A 24,736-nucleotide genomic window follows, 5' to 3' on the forward strand; every position below is an offset into this window, starting at 1 on the left:
AGCACCGATGAAGACAATCGCAGGCGGCCTCGCCGTCTTACTGACCGCCGCCCTTCTGGCCAGCCAGGGTCTGGCTGCCGATTACCCGACCCGCCCGATCACCCTGATCCACGGCTTTGCCGCCGGCGGCACGGCGGATGCGATCTCGCGCATCGTCGCGCAGCCGCTGTCGGAAATCCTGAAGCAGCCGGTGATTGTCGAGCAGCGTCCGGGGGCCGGCGGCAACAATGCCTCGCGCGTCGTCGCCAATGCCGCGCCCGACGGCTACACCATCGGCCTGCCGACCGGCGGCCATGCGGTTTCGGCCGGCCTGTATAAAAGCCTGCCGTTCCATCCGGTCGACAGCTTCGACATGATTTCGACCGTGGTCTTCTACGCCTTCGCCGTTGCCGCGAAGCCCGACTTCCCGGCCAACACGATGAGCGAGCTGCTCGCCTATGCGAAGGCCAATCCGGGCAAACTCGATTACGGCTCGGCCGGCATCGGCTCGACCCATCACCTGACCGGCGAGCTGCTGGCCTCGGTCGCGGGCATCCAGTGGAACCATGTGCCCTATCGCGGCGAGGCCGCCGCCTTCACCGGCCTGCTCAGCGGCGAACTGCCGGTCATCATCGCCACCACCGTCACGGTGCAGCCGCAGCTGGCCGCCGGCAAGCTGAAGGCGCTGGCCGTCAGCTCGCCCAAGCGTTTTTCCGGCATGCCGACTGTGCCGACGATTGCCGAAAGCGCGCTGCCCGGTTTCGACGTGCGCACCTGGGCCGGGCTCTTTGCGCCTAAAGGAACACCCGCGCCGATCATCGCCCAGCTCAATGCCGCCGTGCAGCAGGCGCTGTCCCGCCCCGAGGTGAAGGCGCGTCTGGAGGAAGTGGTCGGCGGCGACGTGCAGGGCAGCACGCCGGCGGCGATGAAGACCATGGTGGCGTCGGAAGCCGCGCGCTGGACCGATGTGATCAAGAAGGCCAACATCCCGCAGCAGGAATAATTCGGGCAGGACTAATTTTGGCAGGAATGATCGATTGAAAAGCGTTGTCCTTCATCAGACCGGCGGGCCCGAGGTCCTGCAGATCCTCGACGGCCCGTCGCCCGCGCCCGCTGCCGGCGAAGTCGTCGTGCAGGCCGCCGCCATCGGCGTCGGCTGGCCCGATGTGCTGATCCGCACCGGCACCTACAAATGGATGCCGCCGTTGCCCACCAGTCCGGGCAGTGACCTGAGTGGACGCATTGCGGTGTTGGGCAAGGGCGTCACGGCGTTGAAGGTCGGACAGAAAGTGCTGCTGACCGCGCGCGAACTGTCGCAGCGCGGCGGCTGCTACACCGAAGCCCTGGCCGTGCCGGCGACCGCGCCGTTTGCGCTACCCGATCATGTCGATCTGGAATCCGCCGCTTGCCTGCCCAACTACCAGGTTGCCTGGGCCATGTTGCGCCCGGTGCTGAGCGGCGCCATCCAGCCGCGCAGCGTCTATATCGCCGGCGCGGCCGGCGGTGTCGGCAGCGCCGCTGTGCAACTGGCCAAACATGCGGGCCTGGCGGTGATCGGCAGCGTCAGCTCGGCGCAGAAGGCCGCCTTCGCGCGCGCGCAGGGCGCCGATCATGTCATCGATTACAAGACCGAAGCCGTGCTGCCGCGCGTGCTGGCGCTCACCGAGGGCCGCGGCGTTGATCTGGTGCTGGACCATGTCGGCGGACCCGGGCTTGTCGATTGCCTGAAGATGCTGGCGCCCTGGGGCACGCTGATCTCCTTCAACGCCATCGCCGGCCTGCCCGGCACCGACATCTTCGGCGAGATGCGCGCGCTGCTGTCGAAAAGCCTGACCCTGCGCTGCTTCTCGATGCATACGCTGGATAACGATCTGCCGCTGCGCCGCCAGATCATGACCGAGGTGATCGACCTGCTGGCGGCTGGCGCGATCCGGCCTGCGATCGGCCAGCGCCTGAAACTCACCGAGGCCGCCGAGGCCCATCGCATGATCGAGCGCGGCGATTCGCTTGGTAAAATTCTGCTGGTACCGTAAGTCTTGAGGACCGTCATGGCCGACCCGATCATCCGCATAAAAGACATCGCCTGGATCAGGCTGCGTTCGCCCGATCTGGATCAGCAGGAGGAATACCTGCGCACCTTCGGTCTGGTCCGCGCCGAGCGCACCGCCACGGCGCTCTATATGCGCGGCACCGATCCGGTCCATCACATCCATATCACCGAGAAAGGCGATCCGGCCGTGCTCGGCATCGCTTTCTGGGCCCGTTCGCTCGACGACCTGCACAAGTTGTCGCGCGAGGGTGTCGGCGCATCGGCCGTGGAATCGCTGGACGAGCCCGGCGGCGGCAAGCGCGTGCGGCTGGCCGAGCATAACGGCATGCCGCTGGAAGTGGTCTGGGGCGTCGCCGATGCGCCGGCTTTGCCGGTGCAGGCCAACGCGTTCAACTTCGGCCACGACAAGCAACAGCGCGCCGGCACCCTGCTGCGCGTCGACAACCGTCCCTCGCAGGTCAAGCGCATCGGCCATGCGGTGATCAGCACGCCCGAGGTCGAGAAGTCGGTGGCCTGGGCGCAGCATCACCTCGGCATCGTCGCCTCCGACGAGGTGCATGCCGAGGATGACCAGGACATGATGCTGGCCAGCTTCAACCGCGTGGATGCCGGTGACGCGTATGTCGACCATCATGTGATGATGTTCGGCCGCCACCAGAATGCCGGCCTCAACCATGTCTCCTTCGAGGTCCAGGATTTCGACGACCTCGCCGTCGGGCATGAGGCGCTGATGCAGAAATACGCCGACCTGCATCTCTGGGGCCTGGGCCGGCATACGCTGGGCAGCCAGATCTTCGACTACTGGCGCGACCCCTGGGGCCGGGTGCACGAGCACTGGACCGATACCGATATGCTGAACAACCAGCACGAATACCGGCGTCACCCCAAGAGCAAGGGGTTGCGCTCGCAATGGGGCAGCCAGGCGCCACAAGCCTTCCGGGATGCTGCCAGCCGCTGACCGGCCGGGAATCGGGCTCCGGGGCCTTCGCCTACGACTTTATGCGAAGCCTATCCGTAATAGGCGATGCCCCGGAGCATTTCTGCTCGCCATGGACGAAATCGCTGGCTAGTCTGGCAGCGAAACTGCGAATGGCCGAATGATCCGCTCCCAGACTGATTTCACCCTTATTCAAAGAGGCGGTTGTCCCGCCACTGTTTTTCTGGCTGAGGCCTGACCGCGTATGCGCGAACGGCTCGGCAAGGCGCTGGTTCTGTTGCAGGCGACCCCCCTGCCGGCTGATCTGATCGACAATCCCGCCCGCACCGGGCAATGGCTCGCCACGCTCGGCAATCTGCGCCAGGCGTTGGTCACCCTGCATGGCGAAATGCGCACCCCGCGCGGCATGCCGCTCGAAACCCGCGGCGACCGCGTGATCCGCGCCTTTCTGGCCATGATCGAGGGGTTGCCGCAGGCCTGCCTGAGCGGCCTGTCGCCGGTGATCAAGCTCGGGCTGATCTGGCCGCTGCTGACCGATCTGGAAAGCATCGAGCGCCGCATCCTCGGTGCGCCGCTGGCCGAGATGAGCGCGTTTACCGCCAAACTGACGCAATACCGCACGGCGGCGGCCACCATGGCAGCCCGCCATGCCGCCCCCGACGAGCCGTCCGGGCGGATGCGCCGGCCGGCCGAAATCCCTGCCGGGCCAAACGCTTCAGAGGGGGCTTCGCCCGCTTAAACCCGGTAGCGGCTCCTGTCGGTTCCTGCTATACCGCGCCCGATCCCGCCCAACCCCTCCCGGCGGGACAGTGGTAAGGAGAGCGTCCCATGGCCCGTACGGCCAGCGTTGCCCGGAAAACCAACGAAACCGAGATCTCGGTCAGCCTCGATCTTGATGGCAGCGGCACCTACAAGGTGTCGACCGGTGTCGGCTTCCTCGATCACATGCTGGAGCAGCTGTCGCGCCACAGCCTGATGGATCTCGAGGTCCAGGCGAAGGGCGACATCCATATCGATTACCACCACCTGACCGAAGATACCGGCATCGCCATCGGTGAAGCCGTCGCCAAGGCCTTGGGCGATCGCAAGGGCATCACCCGTTATGCCGATGCGCTGATCCCGATGGACGAGACGCTGACCCGCGTCGCCATGGATGTGTCGAACCGTCCGTATCTGATCTGGAAGGTGAATTTCACCAAGCCCAAGCTGGGCGACATGGACACCGAACTGTTCAAGGAATGGTTCCAGGCCTTTGCGCAGAATGCCGGCATCACCCTGCATGTCGAGAATCTGTACGGCGAGAACAACCATCATATCGTCGAGTCCTGCTACAAGGGCCTCGCCCGCGCGCTGCGTACGGCCGTCACGGTCGATCCGCGCAGCCCCCATGCGGTGCCGTCGACCAAGGGCAAGCTGTAAGGGGCTCTCATGCGATTTTTCACCCTGCATGAGCGTCCCGGCAAAGCCGGCGGCGACGCAGACCTGCTGGCCGTGAAGACCGGTTTCAGCTGGTGGGCTGCCGTTGTGCCGCCGCTCTGGCTGCTGCGCCATCGCCTCTGGCTTGGGCTGATCGCCTATATGCTGTTCAGCACGGTGTTCGGCATCGCGCTCGAACTGCTCGACGTCGCCGATCCGGCGGCCACCGCCATCGGCATCGCGCTCAGCCTGCTGATCGGCGCGATGGCGCATGACTACCGGCGCTGGACGCTCGGCCGTCATGGCTGGCGCCTCGCTGGCGTGCTGCGCGCCGACGACGCCGAAGAGGCCGAAATCCGCTACTACCGCGATGGTTTGCCGCCTGCGCAACGCAAGGCGACGCCGGCCTCAATCCCAGCTGGCGTCACCGTGACCTATCCGATGCGCGGCGGCCCCGATGCCTTTCCCCGGTTGCTGTCATGATGAAAGTCGCGCTGATCGATTACGGATCGGGCAACCTGCGCTCCGCCGCCAAGGCGATCCAACGCGCTGCCGACGAGAATACGATTGCTATTGACCTGAAGGTGACGGCGAAAACCGGCGATGTGACGGCGGCCGATGCCATCGTGCTGCCCGGCGTCGGCGCCTTTGCCGACTGCTACCGCGGCCTCTCGGCGCTCGATGGCATGATCGATGCACTGAACGATCAGGTGATCACGCGCGCCAAACCCTTCCTCGGGATCTGCGTCGGCATGCAGCTGATGGCCAGCGTCGGCCGCGAACATGGCGAACACAAGGGGCTGGGCTGGATCGATGGCGCGGTGGAACTGCTGAAGCCTGCCGACGCTTCTCTGAAGGTGCCGCATATGGGCTGGAACCAGCTCCGGCTGCTGAAATCCCATCCGGTGCTCGCCGGCCTCGACAGCGGCGTGCATGCCTATTTCGTGCACAGCTACCACATGGTGCCGTCAAAGCCAGGTGATGTGATGCTAGCCGATGCCGACTACGGCGGTTCGGTGCTGGCGGCGCTGGGGCGCGACAACATGGTGGGGACGCAGTTCCATCCCGAGAAGAGTCAGGCCACTGGCCTGCGCCTGCTGGCGAATTTCCTGCGCTGGCGCCCGTGACAGTTATGACCAGAGATATCGCAGCATGAGCGCCGGACTGAAAAGCATCACGCCGAACGCGCTGGTCGAGAAGGTCATCAGCCTGACCGACGACGAGATCGACGAACTGTCCGATGCCGCCGAAAAGGCGATCATCGACGGCAACGGCTTTGGCTGGTTGAAAGTGCCGCCGCGCCGCGTGCTGGAAAGCTACTGGCGCGGCGTGCTGCTGATGCCGCAGCGCGATCTGTTCGTGGCCCGGCTCGACGGCGCCATCGTCGGCTCCAACCAGATCCTGCGGCCCTCGCCCAACAACGAAGCGCAGGGCCACAGTGTTCAGGTGACGACCTTCTTCATCGCGCCCTGGGCGCGCGGCCATGGCCTGGCGCGCGGCCTGATGGCGCTGGCCGAGGAAACCGCGCGCGATGCCGGCTATCGCCAGATCGATCTCGATATGCGCGCCACGCAGGCGGCGGCGATCCAGCTCGCCGAGGGCGCGGGCTATCGCCGCTGGGGCGTGAAGCCGCAATACGCCTTTGTCGATGGCCGTTTCGTCGAGGGTTATTTCTACAGCAAGAACCTTCTGGGCCTGTGACGATCATGAGCGCGCTCAACCTCTATCCCGCCATCGACCTGAAGAACGGCGAATGCGTGCGCCTGCAGCAGGGCGACATGGATCGCGTCACTGTCTTCAACAGCGATCCCGCTGCGCAGGCGAAAGCCTGGGAAGATGCAGGATTCAAATATTTGCATCTCGTCGATCTCGATGGCGCCTTCGCCGGCAAGCCGGCCAATGTCGCCGCCGTCACCGCGATCCGCAAGGCGATTGCCCTGCCGATCCAGCTCGGCGGCGGCATCCGCGACGAAGCCACCATCGAAGGCTGGTTGGACGCCGGCATCAGCCGTGTCATCCTCGGCACCATTGCTGTGCGCAATCCTGATCTGGTCAAGGCGGCGGCCAGGCGCTGGCCGGGCCGCGTCGTGGTCGGCATCGATGCGCGCTCGGGCCGCGTCGCCGTCGAAGGCTGGGCCGAGGCGAGCGACCTCGACGCCATCGACCTGGCGAAAAAATTCGTGGATGCCGGCGTCGCCGCCATCGTCTACACCGATATCGATCGCGACGGGTTGCTCAAGGGCGTCAATATCACGGCCACTGCTGCCATGGCGCGGGCCGTGTCGATCCCGGTGATCGCGTCCGGCGGCCTGGCCGGCATCGAGGATATCATCGCGCTGAAGAAAGAAGCCGCCAACGGCGCCGGCATCGACGGCGCCATTCTCGGCCGCGCGCTCTATGATGGCCGCATCGATCCTGCCGCTGCGCTCAAGGAAGCGGTCTGATGCAAAGCGGCTTGGCCATGTCCCATGGCGATCCTCGATAAGGCGGTAGGCTGGATGGCGACGCAGGTGGCGCGGCTGGTGCTGGACAAGCGGGCAGCCCTCGACTGGGCCAAGGTCGACCGCGTGGCGATCGACCGCCGCACGCACGCCATATCCGCCACGCTGCTGCTGGCCGGCGAAGACCATCCGCTCGAACTGCGCGGCACTTACGAGGAACGCGAGGGCCGCATCGTCATCCTGTCGCTGAATTTCTCGCGGCCCTGGATGGACGGCGCGATCGAGGCTTTCGGCCTGCTGGATGTGATCAATGCCGAACTGGCGGATCTGCAGGACAGCCATCCGCTGGCGCGCCGCCTGGCGACGCTGCTGCTGTAGGAGATATCCGTCATGTCGCTCAAGGTCCGCATCATCCCCTGCCTCGACGTGAAGGACGGCCGCGTCGTCAAGGGCGTCAACTTCGTCAACCTGCGCGATGCCGGCGATCCGGTCGAACAGGCCGCCGTCTATGACGCGGCTGGCGCCGACGAACTGACCTTCCTTGACATCACGGCATCGTCGGATGCGCGCGACACGCTGTTCGACGTGGTGGCGCGCACGGCCGAGCGCTGCTTCATGCCGCTCACCGTCGGTGGCGGCGTGCGCGTGGTGGAAGACGTGCGCAAGCTGCTGCTGGCCGGCGCCGACAAGACCTCGATCAACACCGCCGCCGTCAACCGCCCCGAATTCGTGCGCGAGGCGGCCGAGAAGTTCGGCAGCCAGTGTGTGGTGGTGGCGATCGATGCCAAGCAGGTCTCGCCTGGGAAATGGGAAGTCTTCACCCATGGCGGCCGCAACGGCACCGGGTTGGATGCCATCGCATGGGCCCAGCGCATGGCCAGCTATGGCGCCGGCGAGATCCTGCTCACCTCGATGGACCGGGACGGGTCCGAGAAGGGCTTCGATCTTGACCTCACCCGCAAGGTGGCTGACAGCATCACGATCCCGGTCGTGGCGTCTGGCGGCGTCGGCAATCTGGACCACCTGGTCGAAGGTGTAACCAAAGGCCATGCCTCGGCCGTGCTTGCGGCCTCGATTTTCCACTTCGGCCGGCATAGCATCGGCGAAGCAAAGCAGCATATGGCTGCCGCCGGCATTCCTGTCCGGTTGTCATAAATCAAGGGGAGCGCGACGCGATGGGTGAAAACCGCGATACGCTGGAACGACTGTATGACGTGATCGCCAGCCGCAAGGGTGGCGATCCGGCGGTGTCGCATACCGCCAAGCTCTTCGCCAAGGGCCGCGCCAAGATCGCCCAGAAGATGGGTGAGGAAGCTGTCGAACTGGCGATTGCCGCCGTGGCCGAGACGCGCGACGAGGTGGTGTCGGAAAGCGCTGACCTGGTCTTCCATCTGCTGGTGCTCTGGGCCGATTGCGGCGTCACCATCGACGACGTGCGCGCCGAGCTGACGCGCCGCGAAGGCATGTCGGGCATCGAGGAAAAGAAGGCGCGCCAGCTCACGTAAGCAGGGACACGACGCATATGGCCAAGACCTACGACAGCACCAACATCTTCGCTCGCATCCTGCGCGGCGAGATTCCCTGCAAGAAGGTGCACGAGACCGCGCATAGTCTTGCTTTCCACGACATTAACCCTCTCTCGCCGGTGCATGTGCTGGTGATCCCCAAGGGCGCCTATGTTGATTTCGATGATTTCTCGGCCAAGGCCCCGGTCGAGGAGATCGCCGACTACGTGAAGGCGATCGGTGATACCGCGCGCCTGACCGGCGTGGATGCCGATGGCTACCGCCTGCTCAGCAACTGCGGCGCCAACGCCAACCAGGAAGTGCCGCATCTGCATGTCCATATCTTCGGCGGCCGCGTGCTCGGCCGCATGCTGAAGAAGGACGGCGACTAACGTTCCATTTTATCGGAATACCGGGAAATCCTGAGGCTTGTTATCTCTGAATGTTATATAATAACGTTATAGAGTAACGATTCTCGGGGGTTTCCATGTCGCGTTCTGTCCTGCTTGCCGGCGTCAGCCTGGTCGTGCTGCTGCCTGCCGCCGCCTTTGCCCAGCAGACCCAGTTGTCGCCCATCGTCGTCACCGCGCCGCTGCAGCAGAGCCAGGACGATCTGGCCGAGGCGACCACTGTCCTGGAGGGTGCCGCGCTCGACCGCCGGCGCGCGACCACGCTCGGCGAAACGCTGGACGGCACGCCGGGTGTGAGTTCGACGCAGTTCGGCCCTGGCGCCGGCCGGCCGGTCATCCGCGGCCAGGGCGGCCCGCGCGTGCGCGTGCTGGATAACGGCGTCGACACCTTCGATGCCTCCACCGTCAGCCCCGATCATGCGGTGGTCGCGCCGCTCGGCGGCGCGCAGAAGATCGAGGTGCTGCGCGGCCCGGCGACGCTGCTCTATGGCAGCTCGGCCATCGGCGGCGTGGTCAATGTGATCGACGGCCGCATCCCAGACTCTGTGCCGAAGGATGGCGTGGCGGGCAGTGCGCGCTTCGACTATGGCAGCGGCGCGAAGGAGAAAAGCGGCTTCGCATCCGTCGATCAGGCGGTGACCGATCGCTTCGTGGTGCATGGCGAGGCCGGCGCGCTCACCGCCGATGACTATCGCATCAATGGTTATGCCAGCACGGCTGCGCGTGAAGCCGGCATCAAGGGCCGCGTCAACAACACGGCGATGCATAACCAGAATGGCGCGGTCGGCGCGTCTTACTTAAGCGACACCGGCTATGCGGGCGCCAGCGTCTCGCAGTTCAGCAGCTATTACGGCGTGCCGGGCAGCGATCCGGTGCATATCGACATGACACAGCGCCGGCTCGATACGAAAATCGGCCTGTATGAACCGCTGCGCGGCCTCGACGAGCTGAAGCTGAAATTCGGCTATGCCGATTACCTGCATGACGAGATCGAGCCGAGCGGTCAGCCCGCCACACGGTTCGATTCCGAAAGCTGGGAGGGCCGGCTGGAGGCCACGCATAAGCCGCTGGTCGACGGCAACAGCGGCGTCATCGGCCTGCAGGGCGGCCGTCGCGACCTGACCGCGACCGGCGCGGAAGCCTTCATCAGCCCGACGGTGACCGACAGCCATGCGCTGTTCCTGCTGGAGACATTCGAGGCCGGCCGCTGGGGTTTCTCATTCGGCGGCCGCGCCGAGCGCGTCACGGTCGACGCCACCACGCGGGGCCAGAAGAAGGATTTCACGCCGCTCGGCCTCTCGGGCAGCACGACGTATAAACTCAATGACAGCTATGTGGCCGGGCTGTCTCTCTCCAGAACCGAACGCGCGCCCTCGGCCGAGGAACTGTTCTCCAACGGCGCCCATGTGGCGACGCAGAGTTTCGAGATCGGCAGCGCCGGGCTCGACAAGGAAACCGCCTGGCATGGCGAGCTCAGTTTGCGCAAGACCGCCGGCGACGTCACCGGCGCGGTGCATGTCTTTGCCACGCGCTTTCAGGATTACATCTTCGGTGCCTTCACCGGAAACCAGCAGGACGACCTGAACGAGCTGCAATACAGCCAGACCGATGCCGATTTCCGCGGCGGCGAAATCGAGGCGGCCTGGACCTTCTTCCGCGGACAGGGCTATACGCTCGGTCTGGATGGCAGCGCCGATTATGTGCGCGGCGAGGCGCGCAACACGGGAAGCTCGCTACCGCGCCTCCCGCCGGTCGGCTATCGCCTGGGCTTCAATGCCGACAGCGCCGCGCTGGGCTGGCGGCTCGAACTGGCCGGCCGCATGGACCAGGATCATGTCGGCGCCAATGAAAGCCGCACCGACGGCTATGCCGTGATCAACACCGCGCTGACCTGGCGGCCGTTCTCTGAAAACAGGAATCTTGCCGTGCAGTTGCAGGGCCGCAACCTCACCGACGAGGAAGGCCGCAATCACACATCGCTGCTGAAGGATGTCGCCCCGATCCGTGGCCGCGAAGTCCGGCTGGGCCTGGCGGCGACGTTCTAGATGCGCCCGGCATCCAGCCGCGCCGTCAGTGCGGTGACCGCCTTGGTCAGCGCCAGGATTTCCTGTTCGCGCAGCAGGTCGATCTTCTGGTGCAGCAGCTCGATCTCCAGCTCGGCCTTCACGTTGACCTGATAATCCTCCTCGGCATGGCGGCGGTCGATTTCCGACAGCCGGTTCTGGCTCATCATGATCACCGGCGCGGTATAGGCGGCCTGGAAGGAGAGCAGCAGGTTGAGCAGGATGAAGGGATAGGGATCCCAGGCGCCGCCGCCCGCCAGGACATTGCCGATCAGCCAGGCCACCAGCAGGCTGGTCTGGATCAGGATGAAGCGCCAGGAGCCGACGGCATTGGCGACGCGGTCTGCGATCCGGGCGCCCAGGGTTGGCGGCAGCAAGACGGCGGCCGGCACCGGAACCGGCTGCGGGATCCGGGCATGGCGACGGCGCGCGCTATGCTGGCGCAGATCGCGCAACAGCTTGGTTTCCTGTTCGGTCAGGGCGTGATGGGTCGTGGTCATGACGGGCTCCATGCGGGCAGGACAATCCAGTAGCGCAGATCGCTGCCGTCCTGGTTGATCGACGTCAAACAGCCGGCTCTGCCACCACCAGCTTTTTCGCCACCAGCACCATCAGCGGTTCGGATTTTCCGCGCAGCGACACTGTTTCATGCTGCCAGTCGAGGCCGTCCATGGCGGCCTTGCCGGCGCGCTCGGCCACTTCCGCCGAGATTACCAGCTGCGCGCCGAAGTCTTTCGTGGCGCTTTCCAGCCGGCTGGCCGTGTTGACCGCGTCGCCCACCGCGGTGAGATGCATGGCGCTGCCATGGCCCATCTCGCCGACGATGGCGGGGCCGCAATGGATGCCGATGCCAATCTTCAGCATCTGGTCGAGATCCATCTTCAGCGCGTCGTTGAGCTGTACCAGCGCTGCGGCCATGCGCTTGGCGCAGTCGAGCGCGCGGCGGCAGCCTTCCTCGGGGTCTTCGTCGATGCCGAACAGCGCCATAACGCCGTCGCCGATGAATTTGTCGAGCTTGCCGCCGGATTTCTCCACCGCCTCGCCCATCGCCTTGAAATACTGGTTCAGCACGAAGACGACATCGTAGGGCAGCTTGCTCTCCGACAGCTTGGTGAAGCCGCGCAGATCGGCGAACAGGATGGCGATGCGGCGCTCGGCGCCATGGGCATGGCTGGCGGCGCCGTAGACGACGCGCGCCTGTACGCCAGCCGGCAGCAAGGGCATCACGCTGAGGTCGCCGGTGGGACGGATCTGGCAGGCGAGCCGCACGCCAGGCGCGGCCTGGATGCGCTGCAGCACCTTCAGTTCATGCGCCTCGGGCGCCGGCAGGCTTTCGGTGCCGGGGCCGCTCAGACGCACGCGGCAGGTCGAGCAGCGGCCCTGTCCGCCGCAGACCGAGGCATGCGGATAGCCGATCGCGCGGCTGCTTTCCAGCACGGTAAGGCTGCCGGCCAGGCCGCGGAACCGGCGGCCGTCGGGATAGCTGATGGTGATACGGCCGCGCCGGCGCAGCATCAGCGCGACCAGCACGCGGCCGATCAGGCCTGCGCCCAGCAGGGCGATCATCGTCGTATAGGCGAATTCGACGGCGCGCAGGCCGAAGTCGTTGGCGACCTGGCCGGGCCAGTTGAGGCTCGCGCGGAACTGCTCCAGCCATTGCGGCTCCTGCATGGCCAGCAGCACAGCGCGGCCGCCTGAGAGATAGCCCATGGTAGCCAGCATCGGCAGCACCAGCGCGACGGCGTAGAGCAGCGGCGACACCTTCTCGAAGAAGGGTTTCATGCGCAGCCAGTAATAGACGCCAATACAGCCATGGCCCCAGGCGATCAGGATCAGGATATTCTGGCGCAGGCCGATCAGCGGCTCCTGCACGAACTGCACGATCAGCACATAGGCATAAGAGTCGCGGATATCGAACATCGCACTCAGCGCGCGCGTGCCGATGATGTGGTCGATCACCAGCGGCGGCACGGCTACGCCGAGCGCGATCTGCACCCAGCCCTGCCAGGGAATGCCGCGGTAATGGCCGCGCCGCAGCCAGTTGTAGATCGCCAGGATCGGATGCAGCAGGGCGGCGGTATAGAGCAGGATGGTGCCGGGCCAGCTGCGCCAGATGAACTTGAACAGCACCGCGCCAGCATCCATCGCCTGCAGCGACACGATGCCGAGCATGTGGTTGATCAGGTGCATGCCGAGGAAAGTGAAGAGGATCAGGCCGGTCGCCAGCTTGGTCCGGTTGTAGATCTCCTCGACGCGCGCGCGGCCTGCGATTCCCCCTGCCATGACTGGCAAGCCTAGGCGGCTGGAACGCCAACGTCCAGCGGCTCTGTCTTTCCGGCGGCGGGATGCCCACCGGATTTCAGCGCGGCCAGGTTGGGAGCGAACAGCAGTTCGATGTAATTGCGGTAATGCCGGAACTGCGCCGTGGTGGCTTCGGTGTCGCGGTTGATCCGGCCGAGGATGAAGGCGCCCTCGGCGATGCCCAGCAGCATGTCGGCCAGGCTGTCGATATCGACGGGCACGCGCGGCGGATAGAGCTCGGCGATGGCGCGCAGCCGGTTGCCGATGCGCCTGCGCCACATGGCAAAGGCCTCGCGCACGATCGCCATGGTGCGCTCGTCAAACAGCTGGGTCTCATAGCAATAGGAGGCGTAGATGCAGCCCGGATAGGGCGAGCTGTTGATCACCGTGGCTTCTTCCTCGAACAGCGCGATGCAGATCAGCAGCTGCTGCAGCGGATCGTTGCTCAGCTTTTTCGCCCGGACGCCGATGGTCTCCAGATGCGCGGCGTCGAGTTCGGCATAGCGGCGCACCAGCGCCTCGCCCAGATCGGCCTTGCTCTTGAAGTGGTAGAAGAAGGCGCCCTTGGTGATGCCGGTGCGCGCGATCACCGCATCGATCGAGGTGGCCGAGAAGCCATGCTCCAGGACCAGGGCCTGGGCTGAATCGAGTATCGCCATCCGGGTGGCGGCGCCGTCACGAGGCATGAGGGTCTCCCTGGACCTATGATCTACCTATCAGACCATACAGTCGGTTCACTTGTCTGTGAGGTTTCTGCGCGGTAACCAGAATAATCCAATAAAATCAACAAAAAGAGGGTCGATTTAGAGTTGCTCTAGACTCATCATGCATACCTTGACGGGATTAGCCCCTGATAATTATACCGACCAGTCTGTTTCAAAAAATCAAGCTAGGGTCGGAGTGGAAATGCTGAAAGATCAACAGGGTCAGGTGGTTAGCGGTGCGAATCCGGCGGTACTGGCGCTTTATGACCAGGCGGTCAGCCAGTTCAACGGTTACCGGGGTAATCCACTGGAAACCGTTGAAGCGGCCATCGCCGCGGCGCCGGGCTGCGCCATGGCCCATATCCTGCGCGCCCATCTGTTTCTCTCCGGCATGGAGGCCGCCGGCCTGGCGCCGGCGCGCGAGAGCCTCGCCGCGGCGCGCCAGTCTGCGACCACGACGCGTGAGGCCGGGCATATCGCCGCTGCCGATGCCTGGGCCGAGGGACGCTTTGCCACCGCCTCCGACCTGTTTGATGCCATCCTGCTCGAACATCCGCGCGATATCGTCGCGCTGCAGATGGGCCATCTGCTCGATTACTACCGCGGCGATGCGCGCAACCTGCGCGACCGCGTGCTGCGTGTCATGCCGGCCTGGAGCGAAACGGTGCCCGGCTATCACGCCGTGCTCGGCATGCTTGCCTTCGGCCTTGAGGAATGCGGCGAATATGGCCGCGCCGAAGATATCGGTCGCCAGGCCTGCATGCTGGAGCCGCGCGATGGCTGGGCCCATCATGCCGTCGCCCATGTGATGGAGATGCAGGCACGCGTCGATGACGGCATCCGCTGGGCGCGCGAGCGTCAGCCGCTCTGGGCCATCGACAACATGATCGCCATTCACAACGGATGGCACATGACTCTGATGCATCTGGAACGCGACGAGCATGCGGAGGTTCTGGACCTCTACGACACGATGATCCGCGGCAGCCGCTCGCCGGTCATTCTCGACATGATCGACGCCTCGGCCATGTTGTGGCGCCTGCATCTGCGTGGCGTCGATATCGGCGCTGCGCGCTGGGCCGAGTTGGCCGAGGCCTGGGCGCCGCTCAGCATGGATGGACTCTACGCCTTCAACGACATGCATGGTCTGCTCAGCTTCATCGGGGCCGGCCGCAGCGATCTGATCGAACAACAGATCGGCACGCTGCAGCGCGTGGCGGCCGGTGGTAACAGCGGCAGTCACGCCATCGCCGGCAATGGGGCGATGACGGCGCAAATCGGTCTGCCGGTGGGCGAAGCGCTGGTTGCTTTCCATGAGGGCCGCTATCGCGACTGCATCGACCGCCTGCGCCCGGTGCGCAACATCGCGGCGCGTTTCGGCGGCAGCCATGCGCAACGCGACCTGCTGGATCTCACCCTGCTTGAGGCGGCCAGCCGCGCCGGCGATCATGCCCTGCTGCGCGCGCTCAGCGCCGAACGCCTGCATGCGCGGCCGAGCAGCCCGCTGGCCCTGCGCTACATGACCACGGCGACGGCGCGCCTCGCGGCGTAACGCGCGGCAAAGGGGATGTCGGGCAGGACCGGGTTAGACGCTACCTGGGCGAACCTGGGCGGCGAGTGCGCGCATCACGGCTTTCCAGTGTTTCTCAGCATCCGGACCGGCGGCCGCGAAGGCTTTGGCGAAGGTCTCGTATTGCGCGCCGGACAGCTTGGCTTCCAGCGCCGTGCCCTTGGGCGTCAGCGTCAGCACGGCCAGGCGCCGATTGGCCGGCGCCGGCTTCTGGCTCATGTAGCCCTGCGCGACCAGCTCGCGCATCGGCCGGTGCAGGGCCTGACGCGAAACCGCGAGCAGATCGATCAGGTTGGTGATGGTGATGCCCGGCTGCCGCGCCACCAGGAACAGCACGCGGTGATGCGGGCGGCCGAAGCCCAGCTTGTCGAGCAGCTTGTTCGGCGCATCCGTGCCGGCGCGATAGCCCAGGTAGAACAGCGTGATGGTCTCGTCGATGCCGCCGCGCAGGCCTTCGAGCATGTCTTTGCGCGTGATGGTGCTTTTCTTGGCTGCCGGCATGGCGGGAGGTCCCGGATACAGGGGAGGAATTGCGTCCGGGGAGCATACACGAGGGATTTCAAAGGGCTAGGGCTCATACACGCGACTGTGATATCGGCCTTAGCTTATAACATATCAATAGTATTGATAATATCAATGTTATTGATATATGACTGGCGCTCCGAGATATCCATGCGTCGATCCATGTCCCTTGTGCTGTCTTGTCTGATCCTTCTGTCCGCCGCGGTCGTGCTGGTCTGGCTGCTGTTGCCGCGTCTGCCGTTGCTGTCCGTGGTGGCCGGGATCGAGCGCTGGCGCGCGGGTCTGAGCGAAAAGGCCGTCATGGTGGCGGGCAGCCGCATTGCATATCTCGACAGCGGCATGACCAAAGCCGGTCCGCCGATCCTGCTGGTGCATGGCAGCAGTGGAGACAGGGACAACTGGAATCGCATCGCCCGCCATCTGACGCCGCATCATCGCGTCATCGCCATCGATCTGCCCGGCTTCGGCGATAGCGAGCCGCTGCAGGGATATGGCGACGGCCTGCCGGATCAGGTCGCGGCGCTGGGCGCCATCGTCACGGCGCTGAAGCTCGACCGCTTTCATCTTGGTGGCAACTCGCTCGGCGCCCGCGTCGCAGCACTCTATGCAGCCGCCCATCCCGACCAGGTGTTGAGCCTGTGGCTGCCGGGTCCGAGCGGCGTGCTCTCGGCGGAGCTGAGCGAGCTACTGCGACATCTGCAGGCCGGCGGGGACAATCCGCTGTTCATCCGCAGGCTTGAGGATTACGACGCCTATCTGCACTGGTTGATGGCCGACCCGCCTGCCATCCCGGCGCCGGTGAAGCATGCCATGGCCCGCCGTGCCTTGGCGAAGGCGCCATTCCATCGTCGCATCTTCGAAGCGGCAGCGACTGAGACGGTATCGCTGGAACATGCGCTTGACGGCCTTCGGATTCCAACCCGCATCGTCTGGGGTGATCGCGATCGCATCTGGCATCCGTCCGGTGCGCAACGTCTGCTGCATCGCCTGCCCTGCGCCTCGCTGCTGCTGCTGCCCGGTATTGGTCATCTGCCGATGATCGAGGCGACACAAACGGTGGCCGCTGACTATCTCGTTTTCCTGCAGTCATTCGCTGCCGGCGCCTCATAAGGAGACCGAAATCATGACCGGATTGCTGTTCGCCGGTTTTGCCTATCTGTGCTTCAACGCCATCTCCGTGGTGCTGGCGCTGTTCCTGACCAATCTCTGGCTGCCGCACGGCATCGACAGGATGCCATGGCCGACGCTGCCGTTCGGCCCCGCCGTCGTGGTCGATCTCGGCCTCATTGCGCTGTTCGGACTGCAACACAGCATCATGGCGCGCTCGTCCTTCAAGCGCCGCCTCGCCGTGGTGCCGGCACATTTGCAGCGCAGCGTCTATGTGCTGGCTACCTGCCTGGTGCTGGCGTTGCTGGTGGTCTGCTGGCAGCCGCTGCCGGCCATGGTGTGGCAGCTGGAGAATCCGCTCGTCGCCGGCCCACTCTGGGCGGTGTTCGGTCTGGGCTGGCTCATCGCCGTGGCCAGCACCTATATGATCGATCATTACGAACTCCTCGGCCTCAGCCAGGCGATCCGGCACTGGCGCGGCCCACGAACCGGTCAGGCTGCGCCGGCCGATGATTTCCGCACGCCCTATCTCTACCGGTATGTGCGGCATCCGCTGTATTTCGGACTGATGCTCGCTTTCTGGGCGACGCCACAGATGTCGTTCGGGCATCTGCTGTTCGCCGCCGGCATGACCGCCTACATCCTGGTCGGCATCGCCTATGAAGAGCGCGATCTCGTCGCGATGTTCGGCCAGCGCTATCGCGACTACCGCGCGCGCGTGCCGGCGCTCATTCCCGGTTTCAAATCCAAAATCTGAGGTTCGTCATGCCGATACTCGATACGGCCCTTGGCCGTCTGTCCTATTTCGACAATGCCCCTTCCGTCGACCCGGGCGCGCCGCAGGTTCTGCTGCTGCATTCCGGCGGCGCCTCGCATCGCCAGTGGAAACAGCTGATCGGCGAGATGGGGACGCGCTGGCGTGTGCTGGCACCCGACATGATCGGCTATGGCGATACACCCATGACGGCCAAAATGCCGACGACGGCCGATGAGGTGGCACTACTGTCCAGCCTGCTCAATACGCTCGACGGTCCGGTGCATGTCATCGGCCATTCCTATGGCGGCGCCATAGCGCTGGAACTGGCGCGCGCCCGGCCCGACCGGATCGCCTCACTGGCACTCTATGAGCCGGTCACCTTCGCTGTCCTGCGTGACAGCAAGCGCCAGGATGCCTGGCGTGAGATTGCCCAGGTGGGCAAGCGCCATGTCGAGCTGGTCGAGCAGGGCGATTCCGAAGGCGCGGCCCATGCCTTCCTGGATTACTGGGTCGGCAAGGGTGCGTTGCGGGCGATGCCCGTACCGCAGCAACAATACATTATCGGTTGCATGGAAAAGATCGCGGCGGAATGGCGCATGATGTTCCGCGCCGATCCCGATCCGCACGACTATCAGGCACTGACCATGCCGGTGCTGCTGCTCTGCAGCGGCGAGACGACCCTGGCGGCGCGCGGCGTCGTGGCCGAGCTGCGCCAGCGTCTGCCCGCGCCGCGCTATCTGGAAATGCCGGGGCTGGGTCACATGGCGCCGCTCACACAGCCCGCGCCGGTCAATGCCGCCCTGCTGGGTTTCCTTGAGACAGCAGTGCTTTGCGCCAATCCGCAAAGCGCGCTGGCACCCCGGCAGAGGGCCGTTTAAGGGAACCCCACCCCCCATGAGTCGTTCCACTCCGTAAGTATTCTCGGAAAACCGAGAGATTTCATTTCTGCTCGCCCGGCGCAGACACAGCGTGGGCGGGGGAGCCGGAGCGATGACCGACCAGATCATGCCTGCAGAGGCGCAGGAGGCTGTGCCATTGCCTGCACCGCCCCCGCCGCAATCGAACTGGGCGCTGTTCCTCGATATCGACGGCACCCTGCTGGATATCGCCGACTCGCCCGAGAATGTCGCGGTGTCCGATGCGCTGCGGGCCGACCTGCAGACCGCGGCGCAGTTGTTGAACGGCGCGCTGGCGCTGGTCTCGGGCCGTACCATCGACAATATCGACAGGCTGTTCGATCCGCTGCGGCTCGCCGCCAGCGGCCAGCATGGCAGCGAATGGCGGCCGACGGCGAGTGCCAATGCGCAGCCCGTGGTCGAGATGCCGCTGCCCGAGGGCCTGCATGAGGCCGCCGCCCGCCTGGGCGCGCTGCATCCCGGCGTGGTGGTCGAACGCAAGAGCCATGCGCTCGCCGTGCATTACCGCCATGCACCCGAGATCGGCCCGGCCATCGGATCGCAGCTGGCGCGCGCCATGGCCGGTCTCGACGGCCTGATGCTGATGCCGGGCAAGTATGTCTGGGAGATCAAGGATGCGACACAGTCGAAAGGTTCGGCGGTCGAACGCTTCCTGCAGCAGCCGGCCTTCGCCAACCGCCTGCCGGTCTTCATCGGCGACGACCGCACCGACGAAGACGGCTTCCGTGCCGTGGAGAACCATGGCGGCATGGCCTTCGCCGTCGGGCCGCTGGCCCTGCGCCGCGCCGACCGCCCCGGCTTCATCGCGCCGGCCGCCGTACGTGGCTGGCTGGCGGACTATGTGAAATCGCAGGCGACAAGGCGCTCGGCATGACCTCAGGGAGCAGCACGTCCGGCAGCACTGTCGACAGCAGCACCATCAGCACCGCCAAGCGCTACGACCCCAAGCAGCGCGGCCTCGATCTCGGTGTGATCGGCAATTCGGTGATCGCGGCGCTGATCGATCCGATCGGGCGCATCGTCTGGCATTGCGCGCCACGGCTGGATGCCGATCCGGTCTTCTGCGACCTGCTGCAGCCCAAACTGGACGGCGACGGCATTTTCAGCGTCACCCTGCGCAACCTCGCCGCCAGCGATCAAAGATACATCGAGAACACCGCCGTGCTGGTCACCACGCTGACCGACGCGAACGGCGCGTCGATCCGCATCACCGACTTCTGCCCGCGCTTCAAGCAGTATGACCGCACCTATCGGCCGGCCATGCTGTTCCGCCGCATCGAGCCGGTCAGCGGCACGCCGGTGATCCGCATCCGCTGCCGGCCGCTGTTCGATTACGGCGTGACCCAGCCCAGCCGCACGCTCGGCTCCAACCATATCCGCTTCACCGCGCCGGGCGCGGCCCTGCGCCTCACCACCGATGCGCCGATCGCCTTCATCGATGCGGAAAGCGAATTCGTGCTGACCAATCCGGTGACGCTGCTGCTCGGCGCCGATGAAAGCTTCACTGCCTCGCTTACCCATATGGCGCGCGAGTTCCAGGAGCGCACGGTGGAATACTGGGTCGAATGGGTGCGCTATCTCTCGGTGCCGTTTGAATGGCAGGAGGCGGTGATCCGCGCCGCCATCACGTTGAAGCTCTGTGCTTATGAAGAGACCGGTGCCATTCTCGCGGCGCTCACCACCTCGATCCCCGAAGCTGCCGACACGCCGCGCAACTGGGATTACCGCTATTGCTGGCTGCGCGATTCCTATTTCGTCGTGCAGGCGCTCAATCGCCTGGGCGCCACCAAGACGATGGAAGACTTCCTGCGCTACATCACCACCACCGTGGCGCTCAACCCCGGCGCCGAGCTGCAGCCGGTCTATGCACTCAACCCCGCCGCCTCGCTGGAAGAGCGCGTGATGCCCGGCTTCCACGGCTATCGCGGCATGGGTCCGGTGCGGCTGGGAAATGCGGCCTTCGCGCAGCGCCAGAACGACACCTACGGTTCCATCGTGCTGGCGGTGGCGCAGATGTTCTTCGACCGCCGCCTGCCGCGCCAGGGCGATGTGGCGCTGTTCGAGCAGCTCGAGGGCCTGGGCGAGCAGGCCGCTCGATTGGCGCTCACGCCCGATGCGGGATTGTGGGAATTCCGCGGACGCGCCCGCGTCCACACCCATTCCGCCGCCATGTGCTGGGCCGCCTGCCGGCGGCTGGCGCGGATCGCCGGCACGCTGGGGCTGGAGCAGAAGGTCGCCTACTGGCGCGACCATGCCGACCGCATCCGCAAGGCGATCCTGGAGCAGGCCTGGAATCCGGAACTCAACAGCTTCGTCGAGAGTTTCAATGGCCAGGATCTGGATGCCTCGCTCCTGTTGCTGCAGGAGATCGGCTTCGTCGCCGCCGACGATCCGCGCTTTCTTGGCACGGTCGAGGCGGTCGGCAAGCATCTCAAGCGTGGCAGCCATTTGATGCGCTACGTCGCGGCCGATGATTTCGGCCTGCCGCACAACGCTTTTTCGATCTGTACCTTCTGGTATGTCGATGCGCTGGCGGCCATTGGTCGCCGCGACGAGGCGCGCGAGATTTTCGAGGGCCTGCTGGCCTCCCGCAACCACCTTGGTCTTCTGTCCGAAGACCTTGATACGAAGACAGGTGAGCTATGGGGCAATTTCCCGCAGACCTACTCGATGGTTGGATTGATCGTCTGCGCAATGCGACTTTCCAAAAGCTGGGAGGAGGCGTTTTGGCGCGGCTCGTAATCGTGTCCAACCGCGTGGCGATGCCGCGCGAACGCCTGAGCCGGGCCGGTGGTCTGGCCGTCGCCCTGAAAGAATCCCTCAACCAGCATGGCGGCCTGTGGTTCGGCTGGAGCGGCGAGGTCGTCGACCAGCCGCCGGAAACGCCGCATCGCGCCAGTCAGGGCCGGGTCAACTACGCCACGCTCGATCTTTCGCCGGACGAGCATAAGGGCTTCTATCTCGAATTCGCCAACGCGACGCTGTGGCCGCTGTGCCATTACCGCCTCGGCCTGATCGACTTTCACCGCTCGTCCTGGGACACCTATCTGGCGGTGAATGCGCGCTTCGCCGAGCAGTTGGTGCCGCTGCTGAAACCTGACGACGTGATCTGGATTCACGACTACCACTTCATCCCGCTGGCCGCCGAGCTGCGCCGTCGCGGCGTCACCAACCGCATCGGCTTCTTCCTGCATATCCCCTTCCCGGCGCCCGAGGTGCTGGCGGCGTTGCCCGGCCATGAACGGCTGGTGCGCGACCTCTGCGCCTATGACCTGGTCGGTTTCCAGACCAAGACCGACATGCGGGCGCTCACCGAATACATCCTGCACGAGGCCGGCGGCACGGTCGGCGATGACGGCCGCGTGGCCGCCTATGGCCGCGAGCTGCGCGTCGGCGCCTTCCCCATCGGCATCGATACCCAGGACTTTGAATCGCTGGCCGCGAAAGAGGCCGACAGCGAGGAGACCCGGCGCCTGACCGACAGCCTGGTCGGCCGCAGCCTGGTGGTCGGCGTCGACCGCCTGGATTACTCCAAGGGCATCCCGCAGCGCTTCGAGGCCTTTCATCACCTGCTGGCCAGCCGCGCCGAGCATCGTGGCAAGGTCACCTTCATGCAGATCGCGCCGATCTCGCGCGGCGAGGTGGCGCAGTATCGCAAGCTGCGCAATGAGCTCGACGGCCTCACCGGCCGTATCAACGGCAAGTTCGCCGAATTCGACTGGGTGCCGGTGCGGTACCTGAACCGCTCGTTCTCGCGCAACTCGCTGGCCGGCTTCTATCGCCATGCCAAGGTCGGGCTGATCACGCCGCTGCGCGATGGCATGAACCTGGTGGCCAAGGAGTATGTCGCCTCGCAGGACCCCGCCGATCCCGGCGTGCTGGTGCTGTCGCGTTTCGCCGGCGCGGCGCGCGAGCTGAAGGGCGCTCTGGTGGTGAACCCCTACGACACCGAGCATATCGCCGATGCCCTGCACCGGGCGCTGACCATGCCGCTGGACGAACGGCGCCAGCGCTGGGAATCGATGATCGGCGTGCTGCGCGCCAACACCATCACGCATTGGCGCGAAAGCTATCTCGGCGCCTTGATGGCGGAGCGCCAGCTCGATAGTTGACTTAGTCAACTATCGCCGGCAGACTGGCCGGGCCCGGGCGGGGAGCCGGGTCCGATGCCTGTCTCCAGATCCGCGCCGAAAGCGGCGCATCCGAAAAAATCCGAGATCGCCGCCGAGGTCGCAGGCCAGGTCGAAGCCATCCGCCGCTTCAACCGCTTCTACACCCACAAGATCGGCGTGCTGGAGGATGGCAGGCTCTACGCGCCGTTTTCGCTGGCTGAAACCCGCGTCCTTTACGAGCTGGCCCATCGCGACCGCGTCACCGCCAGCGATCTGGTACGGGATCTGGGCCTTGATGCCGGCTATCTCAGCCGCCTGCTGCGCGGCTTCGAGAAGAAGGGGCTGGTGACACGCAGGCCCGCGCCGGAAGATGCGCGCCAGAGCCTGCTGACCCTGACAGCCTTGGGCGCGAAAAGCTTCGCGCCGCAGGAAGAGGCCTCGCGCAGGATCCTGCGACCGCTGCTGCAGGCGCTGGATGGTGCCGGGCGCAGCAGCCTGATCGCGGCGATGAACCGCATCGAGCAACTGCTCGGTGGTGGCGCGACTGAAAAGCCGGCGATCACCCTGCGGCCACACCGGCCCGGCGACATGGGCTGGGTGATCGCCGCCCATGGCCGCCTCTATGCGGAAGAATATGGCTGGGACATCAGTTTCGAGGCGCTGGTGGCTGAGATCGCCGCGCAGTTCCTGAAAAATTTCGATCCCCAGGCCGAGGCCTGCTTCATCGCCGAGATGGATGGCGAACCGGTCGGCTCGGCCTTCGTGGTGCGCAAATCCGCCACCGTGGCCAAGCTGCGGCTGGTGCTCATCGATCCGAAAGCGCGCGGCCGCGGGCTGGGTCATCAGTTGATCGCCGAATGCATCGCCTTTGCCCGGGCGCGTGGCTACCGCAAGATGACGCTATGGACCAACAGCGTATTGACGGCGGCGCGCGCGGTCTATGTGAAGGCCGGCTTCACCAGGGTGGCCAGCGAAAAGCATCGCAGCTTTGGCAAGACTCTCATCGGCGAGACCTGGGACCTCAAGCTGTGAAGAGCTGGCAGCCGATTGCAGTCGCTGCCGGTGTCGGCGTGCAGGTCGGGCTGGCGCTGGTGGCCACGCGCTATGTCGTGGGCGAAAGCGGGCCGGCGACGCTCGCCATGTTCCGCTATGCCATCGGCGCGCTCTGCCTGCTGCCGGTGATGGTTCATCTGCGCATGCCGATGCGGTTTGCCCGTCGCGACCTGCTGCCGATCGCCGTCTTTGGCATCCTGCAGTTCGGCATCCTGATCGTGCTGATCAATTACGGCCTGTCGCATATCACGGCGGCGCGTGCCGCCCTGCTGTTCGCCAGCTTCCCGCTGCTCACCATGATCATCGCCGCCGCGCTGGGGCGCGAACGGATGGCGGCGCTCAAGACCATCGGCGTGCTGCTCACCATGCTGGGCGTCGGCATCACGCTGGGCGAAAAGGTCTTCGATGCCTCCAGCGCCGAACACTGGATCGGTGAGGCCGCCGTGCTGCTGGCGGCCTTCTGCGGCGCGCTCTGCAGCGTGCTGTTCAAGCCCTATCTGCAGCGCTATCCCACGCTCAGCGTCGGCGCCTATTCCATGCTGGCCAGCGTGGCCTTCCTGGTCCTGCTCGCGGCTTACGAAGGCGCCTTCACCCAGTGGAGCGGCTACAGCGCCGGCGGCTGGGCCGCGGTGATCTTCATCGGGCTGAGCAGCGGCATCGGCTATTACGGCTGGCTCTGGGCGCTGCGTCATGCGCCGCCGACCCAGGTGACGGTATTCCTGGGTTTGAGCCCGATCACCGCGGCCTTCCTGGGCGCGGCTTTCCTGGCCGAACCGCTCACCCCGCCGCTACTGGCCGGCCTGGCCGTGCTGCTGCTCGGTCTCTGGCTGGCGTTGCGGCCACCGAAAGCCTGACCCTGCCATGTAGTAAGGTGCGCGGGTGGTTTTCCCGCGCT

27 protein-coding genes are annotated in these 24,736 nt (G+C 65.4%); 23 read left to right on the forward strand and 4 right to left on the reverse strand.

The window, feature by feature from the left end; translation table 11 throughout:
* Nucleotides 1-7 precede the first annotated feature (7 nt).
* The 14 genes from AC1RRT_RS09180 to AC1RRT_RS09245 all read left to right on the forward strand — a co-directional run bounded on the left by AC1RRT_RS09180 (nt 8) and on the right by AC1RRT_RS09245 (nt 10,783).
* The gene (locus tag AC1RRT_RS09180; protein WP_493013487.1) at nt 8-982 is read left to right on the forward strand and encodes a Bug family tripartite tricarboxylate transporter substrate binding protein; all 975 of its coding nucleotides are present in this window, start codon (nt 8-10) and stop codon (nt 980-982) included.
* 34 nt (nt 983-1,016) lie between these two features.
* Nucleotides 1,017-2,012 carry a zinc-dependent alcohol dehydrogenase family protein gene (locus tag AC1RRT_RS09185; RefSeq protein ID WP_493013488.1) on the forward strand — a complete coding sequence of 332 codons (996 nt, stop codon included), beginning with the start codon at nt 1,017-1,019 and terminating at the stop codon, nt 2,010-2,012.
* A gap of 15 nt (nt 2,013-2,027) precedes the next feature.
* Entirely contained in the window at nt 2,028-2,987 is a 960-nt protein-coding gene (locus AC1RRT_RS09190; RefSeq protein WP_493013489.1) for a VOC family protein, read from the forward strand.
* A 223-nt stretch (nt 2,988-3,210) separates the two neighbouring features.
* Entirely contained in the window at nt 3,211-3,705 is a 495-nt protein-coding gene (locus AC1RRT_RS09195) for a hypothetical protein (RefSeq protein ID WP_493013490.1), read from the forward strand.
* Nucleotides 3,706-3,794: 89 nt separating this feature from the next.
* The gene (gene hisB / locus AC1RRT_RS09200) at nt 3,795-4,385 is read left to right on the forward strand and encodes an imidazoleglycerol-phosphate dehydratase HisB (RefSeq protein ID WP_493013491.1); all 591 of its coding nucleotides are present in this window, start codon (nt 3,795-3,797) and stop codon (nt 4,383-4,385) included.
* A gap of 9 nt (nt 4,386-4,394) precedes the next feature.
* Entirely contained in the window at nt 4,395-4,865 is a 471-nt protein-coding gene (locus tag AC1RRT_RS09205; RefSeq protein ID WP_493013492.1) for a DUF2628 domain-containing protein, read from the forward strand.
* A complete protein-coding gene (hisH, locus tag AC1RRT_RS09210; protein ID WP_493013493.1) occupies nt 4,862-5,509 on the forward strand; it encodes an imidazole glycerol phosphate synthase subunit HisH in 648 nt (215 codons plus the stop codon). The genes AC1RRT_RS09205 and hisH overlap by 4 nt, the downstream gene beginning before the upstream one ends.
* Before the next feature lie 25 nt (nt 5,510-5,534).
* On the forward strand, nt 5,535-6,083 hold the full coding sequence (locus AC1RRT_RS09215; protein WP_493013494.1) for a GNAT family N-acetyltransferase: 549 nt from the start codon (nt 5,535-5,537) through the stop codon (nt 6,081-6,083).
* Nucleotides 6,084-6,088: 5 nt separating this feature from the next.
* Nucleotides 6,089-6,826 carry a 1-(5-phosphoribosyl)-5-[(5-phosphoribosylamino)methylideneamino]imidazole-4-carboxamide isomerase gene (gene hisA, locus AC1RRT_RS09220; RefSeq protein ID WP_493013495.1) on the forward strand — a complete coding sequence of 246 codons (738 nt, stop codon included), beginning with the start codon at nt 6,089-6,091 and terminating at the stop codon, nt 6,824-6,826.
* A gap of 24 nt (nt 6,827-6,850) precedes the next feature.
* Nucleotides 6,851-7,201: a hypothetical protein gene (locus tag AC1RRT_RS09225; RefSeq protein WP_493013496.1), complete on the forward strand. Its 351-nt coding sequence runs from the start codon at nt 6,851-6,853 to the stop codon at nt 7,199-7,201.
* Nucleotides 7,202-7,213: 12 nt separating this feature from the next.
* A complete protein-coding gene (hisF, locus tag AC1RRT_RS09230) occupies nt 7,214-7,978 on the forward strand; it encodes an imidazole glycerol phosphate synthase subunit HisF (protein ID WP_493013497.1) in 765 nt (254 codons plus the stop codon).
* A gap of 20 nt (nt 7,979-7,998) precedes the next feature.
* Nucleotides 7,999-8,328: a phosphoribosyl-ATP diphosphatase gene (locus AC1RRT_RS09235; RefSeq protein WP_493013498.1), complete on the forward strand. Its 330-nt coding sequence runs from the start codon at nt 7,999-8,001 to the stop codon at nt 8,326-8,328.
* 17 nt (nt 8,329-8,345) lie between these two features.
* On the forward strand, nt 8,346-8,720 hold the full coding sequence (locus AC1RRT_RS09240) for a histidine triad nucleotide-binding protein (RefSeq protein ID WP_493013499.1): 375 nt from the start codon (nt 8,346-8,348) through the stop codon (nt 8,718-8,720).
* Nucleotides 8,721-8,815: 95 nt separating this feature from the next.
* The gene (locus AC1RRT_RS09245) at nt 8,816-10,783 is read left to right on the forward strand and encodes a TonB-dependent receptor (RefSeq protein ID WP_493013500.1); all 1,968 of its coding nucleotides are present in this window, start codon (nt 8,816-8,818) and stop codon (nt 10,781-10,783) included.
* On the opposite strand, the gene AC1RRT_RS09250 is transcribed toward AC1RRT_RS09245, so the two are convergent.
* From AC1RRT_RS09250 to AC1RRT_RS09260, 3 genes are all read right to left on the reverse strand, one after another.
* Nucleotides 10,780-11,301 carry a DUF1003 domain-containing protein gene (locus tag AC1RRT_RS09250; RefSeq protein WP_493013501.1) on the reverse strand — a complete coding sequence of 174 codons (522 nt, stop codon included), beginning with the start codon at nt 11,299-11,301 and terminating at the stop codon, nt 10,780-10,782. The two genes, AC1RRT_RS09245 and AC1RRT_RS09250, sit on opposite strands and share 4 nt — an antisense overlap.
* A 64-nt stretch (nt 11,302-11,365) precedes the next feature.
* Nucleotides 11,366-13,084 (reverse strand): adenylate/guanylate cyclase domain-containing protein, encoded by a 1,719-nt coding sequence (locus AC1RRT_RS09255; RefSeq protein WP_493013502.1) that lies wholly within the window; start codon nt 13,082-13,084, stop codon nt 11,366-11,368.
* Between the two features lie 11 nt (nt 13,085-13,095).
* Nucleotides 13,096-13,788, reverse strand: a complete 693-nt coding sequence (locus AC1RRT_RS09260) for a TetR/AcrR family transcriptional regulator (protein WP_493013503.1) — start codon at nt 13,786-13,788, stop codon at nt 13,096-13,098.
* A gap of 220 nt (nt 13,789-14,008) precedes the next feature.
* On the opposite strand from AC1RRT_RS09260, the gene AC1RRT_RS09265 reads away from it, so the two are divergent.
* The gene (locus AC1RRT_RS09265) at nt 14,009-15,355 is read left to right on the forward strand and encodes a tetratricopeptide repeat protein (RefSeq protein ID WP_493013504.1); all 1,347 of its coding nucleotides are present in this window, start codon (nt 14,009-14,011) and stop codon (nt 15,353-15,355) included.
* Nucleotides 15,356-15,388: 33 nt separating this feature from the next.
* Here the strand turns inward: AC1RRT_RS09265 and AC1RRT_RS09270 are convergent, their stop codons facing one another.
* Nucleotides 15,389-15,874, reverse strand: coding sequence for a MarR family winged helix-turn-helix transcriptional regulator (locus tag AC1RRT_RS09270; RefSeq protein ID WP_493013505.1), 486 nt, complete (start codon nt 15,872-15,874; stop codon nt 15,389-15,391).
* A 171-nt stretch (nt 15,875-16,045) separates the two neighbouring features.
* Here AC1RRT_RS09270 and AC1RRT_RS09275 point away from each other — a divergent pair, with 171 nt between their 5' ends.
* From AC1RRT_RS09275 to AC1RRT_RS09310, 8 genes are all read left to right on the forward strand, one after another.
* On the forward strand, nt 16,046-17,005 hold the full coding sequence (locus AC1RRT_RS09275; RefSeq protein ID WP_493013506.1) for an alpha/beta fold hydrolase: 960 nt from the start codon (nt 16,046-16,048) through the stop codon (nt 17,003-17,005).
* A gap of 13 nt (nt 17,006-17,018) precedes the next feature.
* Nucleotides 17,019-17,759 (forward strand): methyltransferase family protein, encoded by a 741-nt coding sequence (locus AC1RRT_RS09280; protein ID WP_493013507.1) that lies wholly within the window; start codon nt 17,019-17,021, stop codon nt 17,757-17,759.
* Between the two features lie 8 nt (nt 17,760-17,767).
* Nucleotides 17,768-18,637 carry an alpha/beta fold hydrolase gene (locus AC1RRT_RS09285; protein WP_493013508.1) on the forward strand — a complete coding sequence of 290 codons (870 nt, stop codon included), beginning with the start codon at nt 17,768-17,770 and terminating at the stop codon, nt 18,635-18,637.
* Nucleotides 18,638-18,749: 112 nt separating this feature from the next.
* Complete coding sequence (gene otsB / locus AC1RRT_RS09290; RefSeq protein ID WP_493013509.1) at nt 18,750-19,550, forward strand: trehalose-phosphatase; 801 nt, start codon at nt 18,750-18,752, stop codon at nt 19,548-19,550.
* The gene (locus AC1RRT_RS09295) at nt 19,547-21,418 is read left to right on the forward strand and encodes a glycoside hydrolase family 15 protein (protein WP_493013510.1); all 1,872 of its coding nucleotides are present in this window, start codon (nt 19,547-19,549) and stop codon (nt 21,416-21,418) included. The genes otsB and AC1RRT_RS09295 overlap by 4 nt, the downstream gene beginning before the upstream one ends.
* On the forward strand, nt 21,403-22,788 hold the full coding sequence (gene otsA, locus AC1RRT_RS09300; protein ID WP_493013511.1) for an alpha,alpha-trehalose-phosphate synthase (UDP-forming): 1,386 nt from the start codon (nt 21,403-21,405) through the stop codon (nt 22,786-22,788). Before AC1RRT_RS09295 ends, otsA begins: the two co-directional genes overlap by 16 nt.
* A 54-nt stretch (nt 22,789-22,842) precedes the next feature.
* Nucleotides 22,843-23,820 carry a bifunctional helix-turn-helix transcriptional regulator/GNAT family N-acetyltransferase gene (locus tag AC1RRT_RS09305; RefSeq protein ID WP_493013512.1) on the forward strand — a complete coding sequence of 326 codons (978 nt, stop codon included), beginning with the start codon at nt 22,843-22,845 and terminating at the stop codon, nt 23,818-23,820.
* The gene (locus tag AC1RRT_RS09310; protein ID WP_493013513.1) at nt 23,817-24,695 is read left to right on the forward strand and encodes a DMT family transporter; all 879 of its coding nucleotides are present in this window, start codon (nt 23,817-23,819) and stop codon (nt 24,693-24,695) included. The genes AC1RRT_RS09305 and AC1RRT_RS09310 overlap by 4 nt, the downstream gene beginning before the upstream one ends.
* The last annotated feature ends 41 nt before the right edge of the window (nt 24,696-24,736 follow it).

This window comes from Ferrovibrio sp. GW821-FHT12B10 (genome assembly GCF_058807515.1).

Coding starts and splice junctions, on each gene's coding strand:
- AC1RRT_RS09180 (WP_493013487.1), top strand. CDS start 8: ATGAAGACAATCGCAGGCGGCCTCGCCGTCTTACTGACCGCCGCCCTT.
- AC1RRT_RS09190 (WP_493013489.1), top strand. CDS start 2,028: ATGGCCGACCCGATCATCCGCATAAAAGACATCGCCTGGATCAGGCTG.
- AC1RRT_RS09195 (WP_493013490.1), top strand. CDS start 3,211: ATGCGCGAACGGCTCGGCAAGGCGCTGGTTCTGTTGCAGGCGACCCCC.
- hisB (WP_493013491.1), top strand. CDS start 3,795: ATGGCCCGTACGGCCAGCGTTGCCCGGAAAACCAACGAAACCGAGATC.
- AC1RRT_RS09205 (WP_493013492.1), top strand. CDS start 4,395: ATGCGATTTTTCACCCTGCATGAGCGTCCCGGCAAAGCCGGCGGCGAC.
- hisH (WP_493013493.1), top strand. CDS start 4,862: ATGATGAAAGTCGCGCTGATCGATTACGGATCGGGCAACCTGCGCTCC.
- AC1RRT_RS09215 (WP_493013494.1), top strand. CDS start 5,535: ATGAGCGCCGGACTGAAAAGCATCACGCCGAACGCGCTGGTCGAGAAG.
- hisA (WP_493013495.1), top strand. CDS start 6,089: ATGAGCGCGCTCAACCTCTATCCCGCCATCGACCTGAAGAACGGCGAA.
- AC1RRT_RS09225 (WP_493013496.1), top strand. CDS start 6,851: ATGGCGATCCTCGATAAGGCGGTAGGCTGGATGGCGACGCAGGTGGCG.
- hisF (WP_493013497.1), top strand. CDS start 7,214: ATGTCGCTCAAGGTCCGCATCATCCCCTGCCTCGACGTGAAGGACGGC.
- AC1RRT_RS09235 (WP_493013498.1), top strand. CDS start 7,999: ATGGGTGAAAACCGCGATACGCTGGAACGACTGTATGACGTGATCGCC.
- AC1RRT_RS09240 (WP_493013499.1), top strand. CDS start 8,346: ATGGCCAAGACCTACGACAGCACCAACATCTTCGCTCGCATCCTGCGC.
- AC1RRT_RS09245 (WP_493013500.1), top strand. CDS start 8,816: ATGTCGCGTTCTGTCCTGCTTGCCGGCGTCAGCCTGGTCGTGCTGCTG.
- AC1RRT_RS09250 (WP_493013501.1), bottom strand. CDS start 11,301: ATGACCACGACCCATCACGCCCTGACCGAACAGGAAACCAAGCTGTTG.
- AC1RRT_RS09255 (WP_493013502.1), bottom strand. CDS start 13,084: ATGGCAGGGGGAATCGCAGGCCGCGCGCGCGTCGAGGAGATCTACAAC.
- AC1RRT_RS09260 (WP_493013503.1), bottom strand. CDS start 13,788: ATGCCTCGTGACGGCGCCGCCACCCGGATGGCGATACTCGATTCAGCC.
- AC1RRT_RS09265 (WP_493013504.1), top strand. CDS start 14,009: ATGCTGAAAGATCAACAGGGTCAGGTGGTTAGCGGTGCGAATCCGGCG.
- AC1RRT_RS09270 (WP_493013505.1), bottom strand. CDS start 15,874: ATGCCGGCAGCCAAGAAAAGCACCATCACGCGCAAAGACATGCTCGAA.
- AC1RRT_RS09275 (WP_493013506.1), top strand. CDS start 16,046: ATGCGTCGATCCATGTCCCTTGTGCTGTCTTGTCTGATCCTTCTGTCC.
- AC1RRT_RS09280 (WP_493013507.1), top strand. CDS start 17,019: ATGACCGGATTGCTGTTCGCCGGTTTTGCCTATCTGTGCTTCAACGCC.
- AC1RRT_RS09285 (WP_493013508.1), top strand. CDS start 17,768: ATGCCGATACTCGATACGGCCCTTGGCCGTCTGTCCTATTTCGACAAT.
- otsB (WP_493013509.1), top strand. CDS start 18,750: ATGACCGACCAGATCATGCCTGCAGAGGCGCAGGAGGCTGTGCCATTG.
- AC1RRT_RS09295 (WP_493013510.1), top strand. CDS start 19,547: ATGACCTCAGGGAGCAGCACGTCCGGCAGCACTGTCGACAGCAGCACC.
- AC1RRT_RS09305 (WP_493013512.1), top strand. CDS start 22,843: ATGCCTGTCTCCAGATCCGCGCCGAAAGCGGCGCATCCGAAAAAATCC.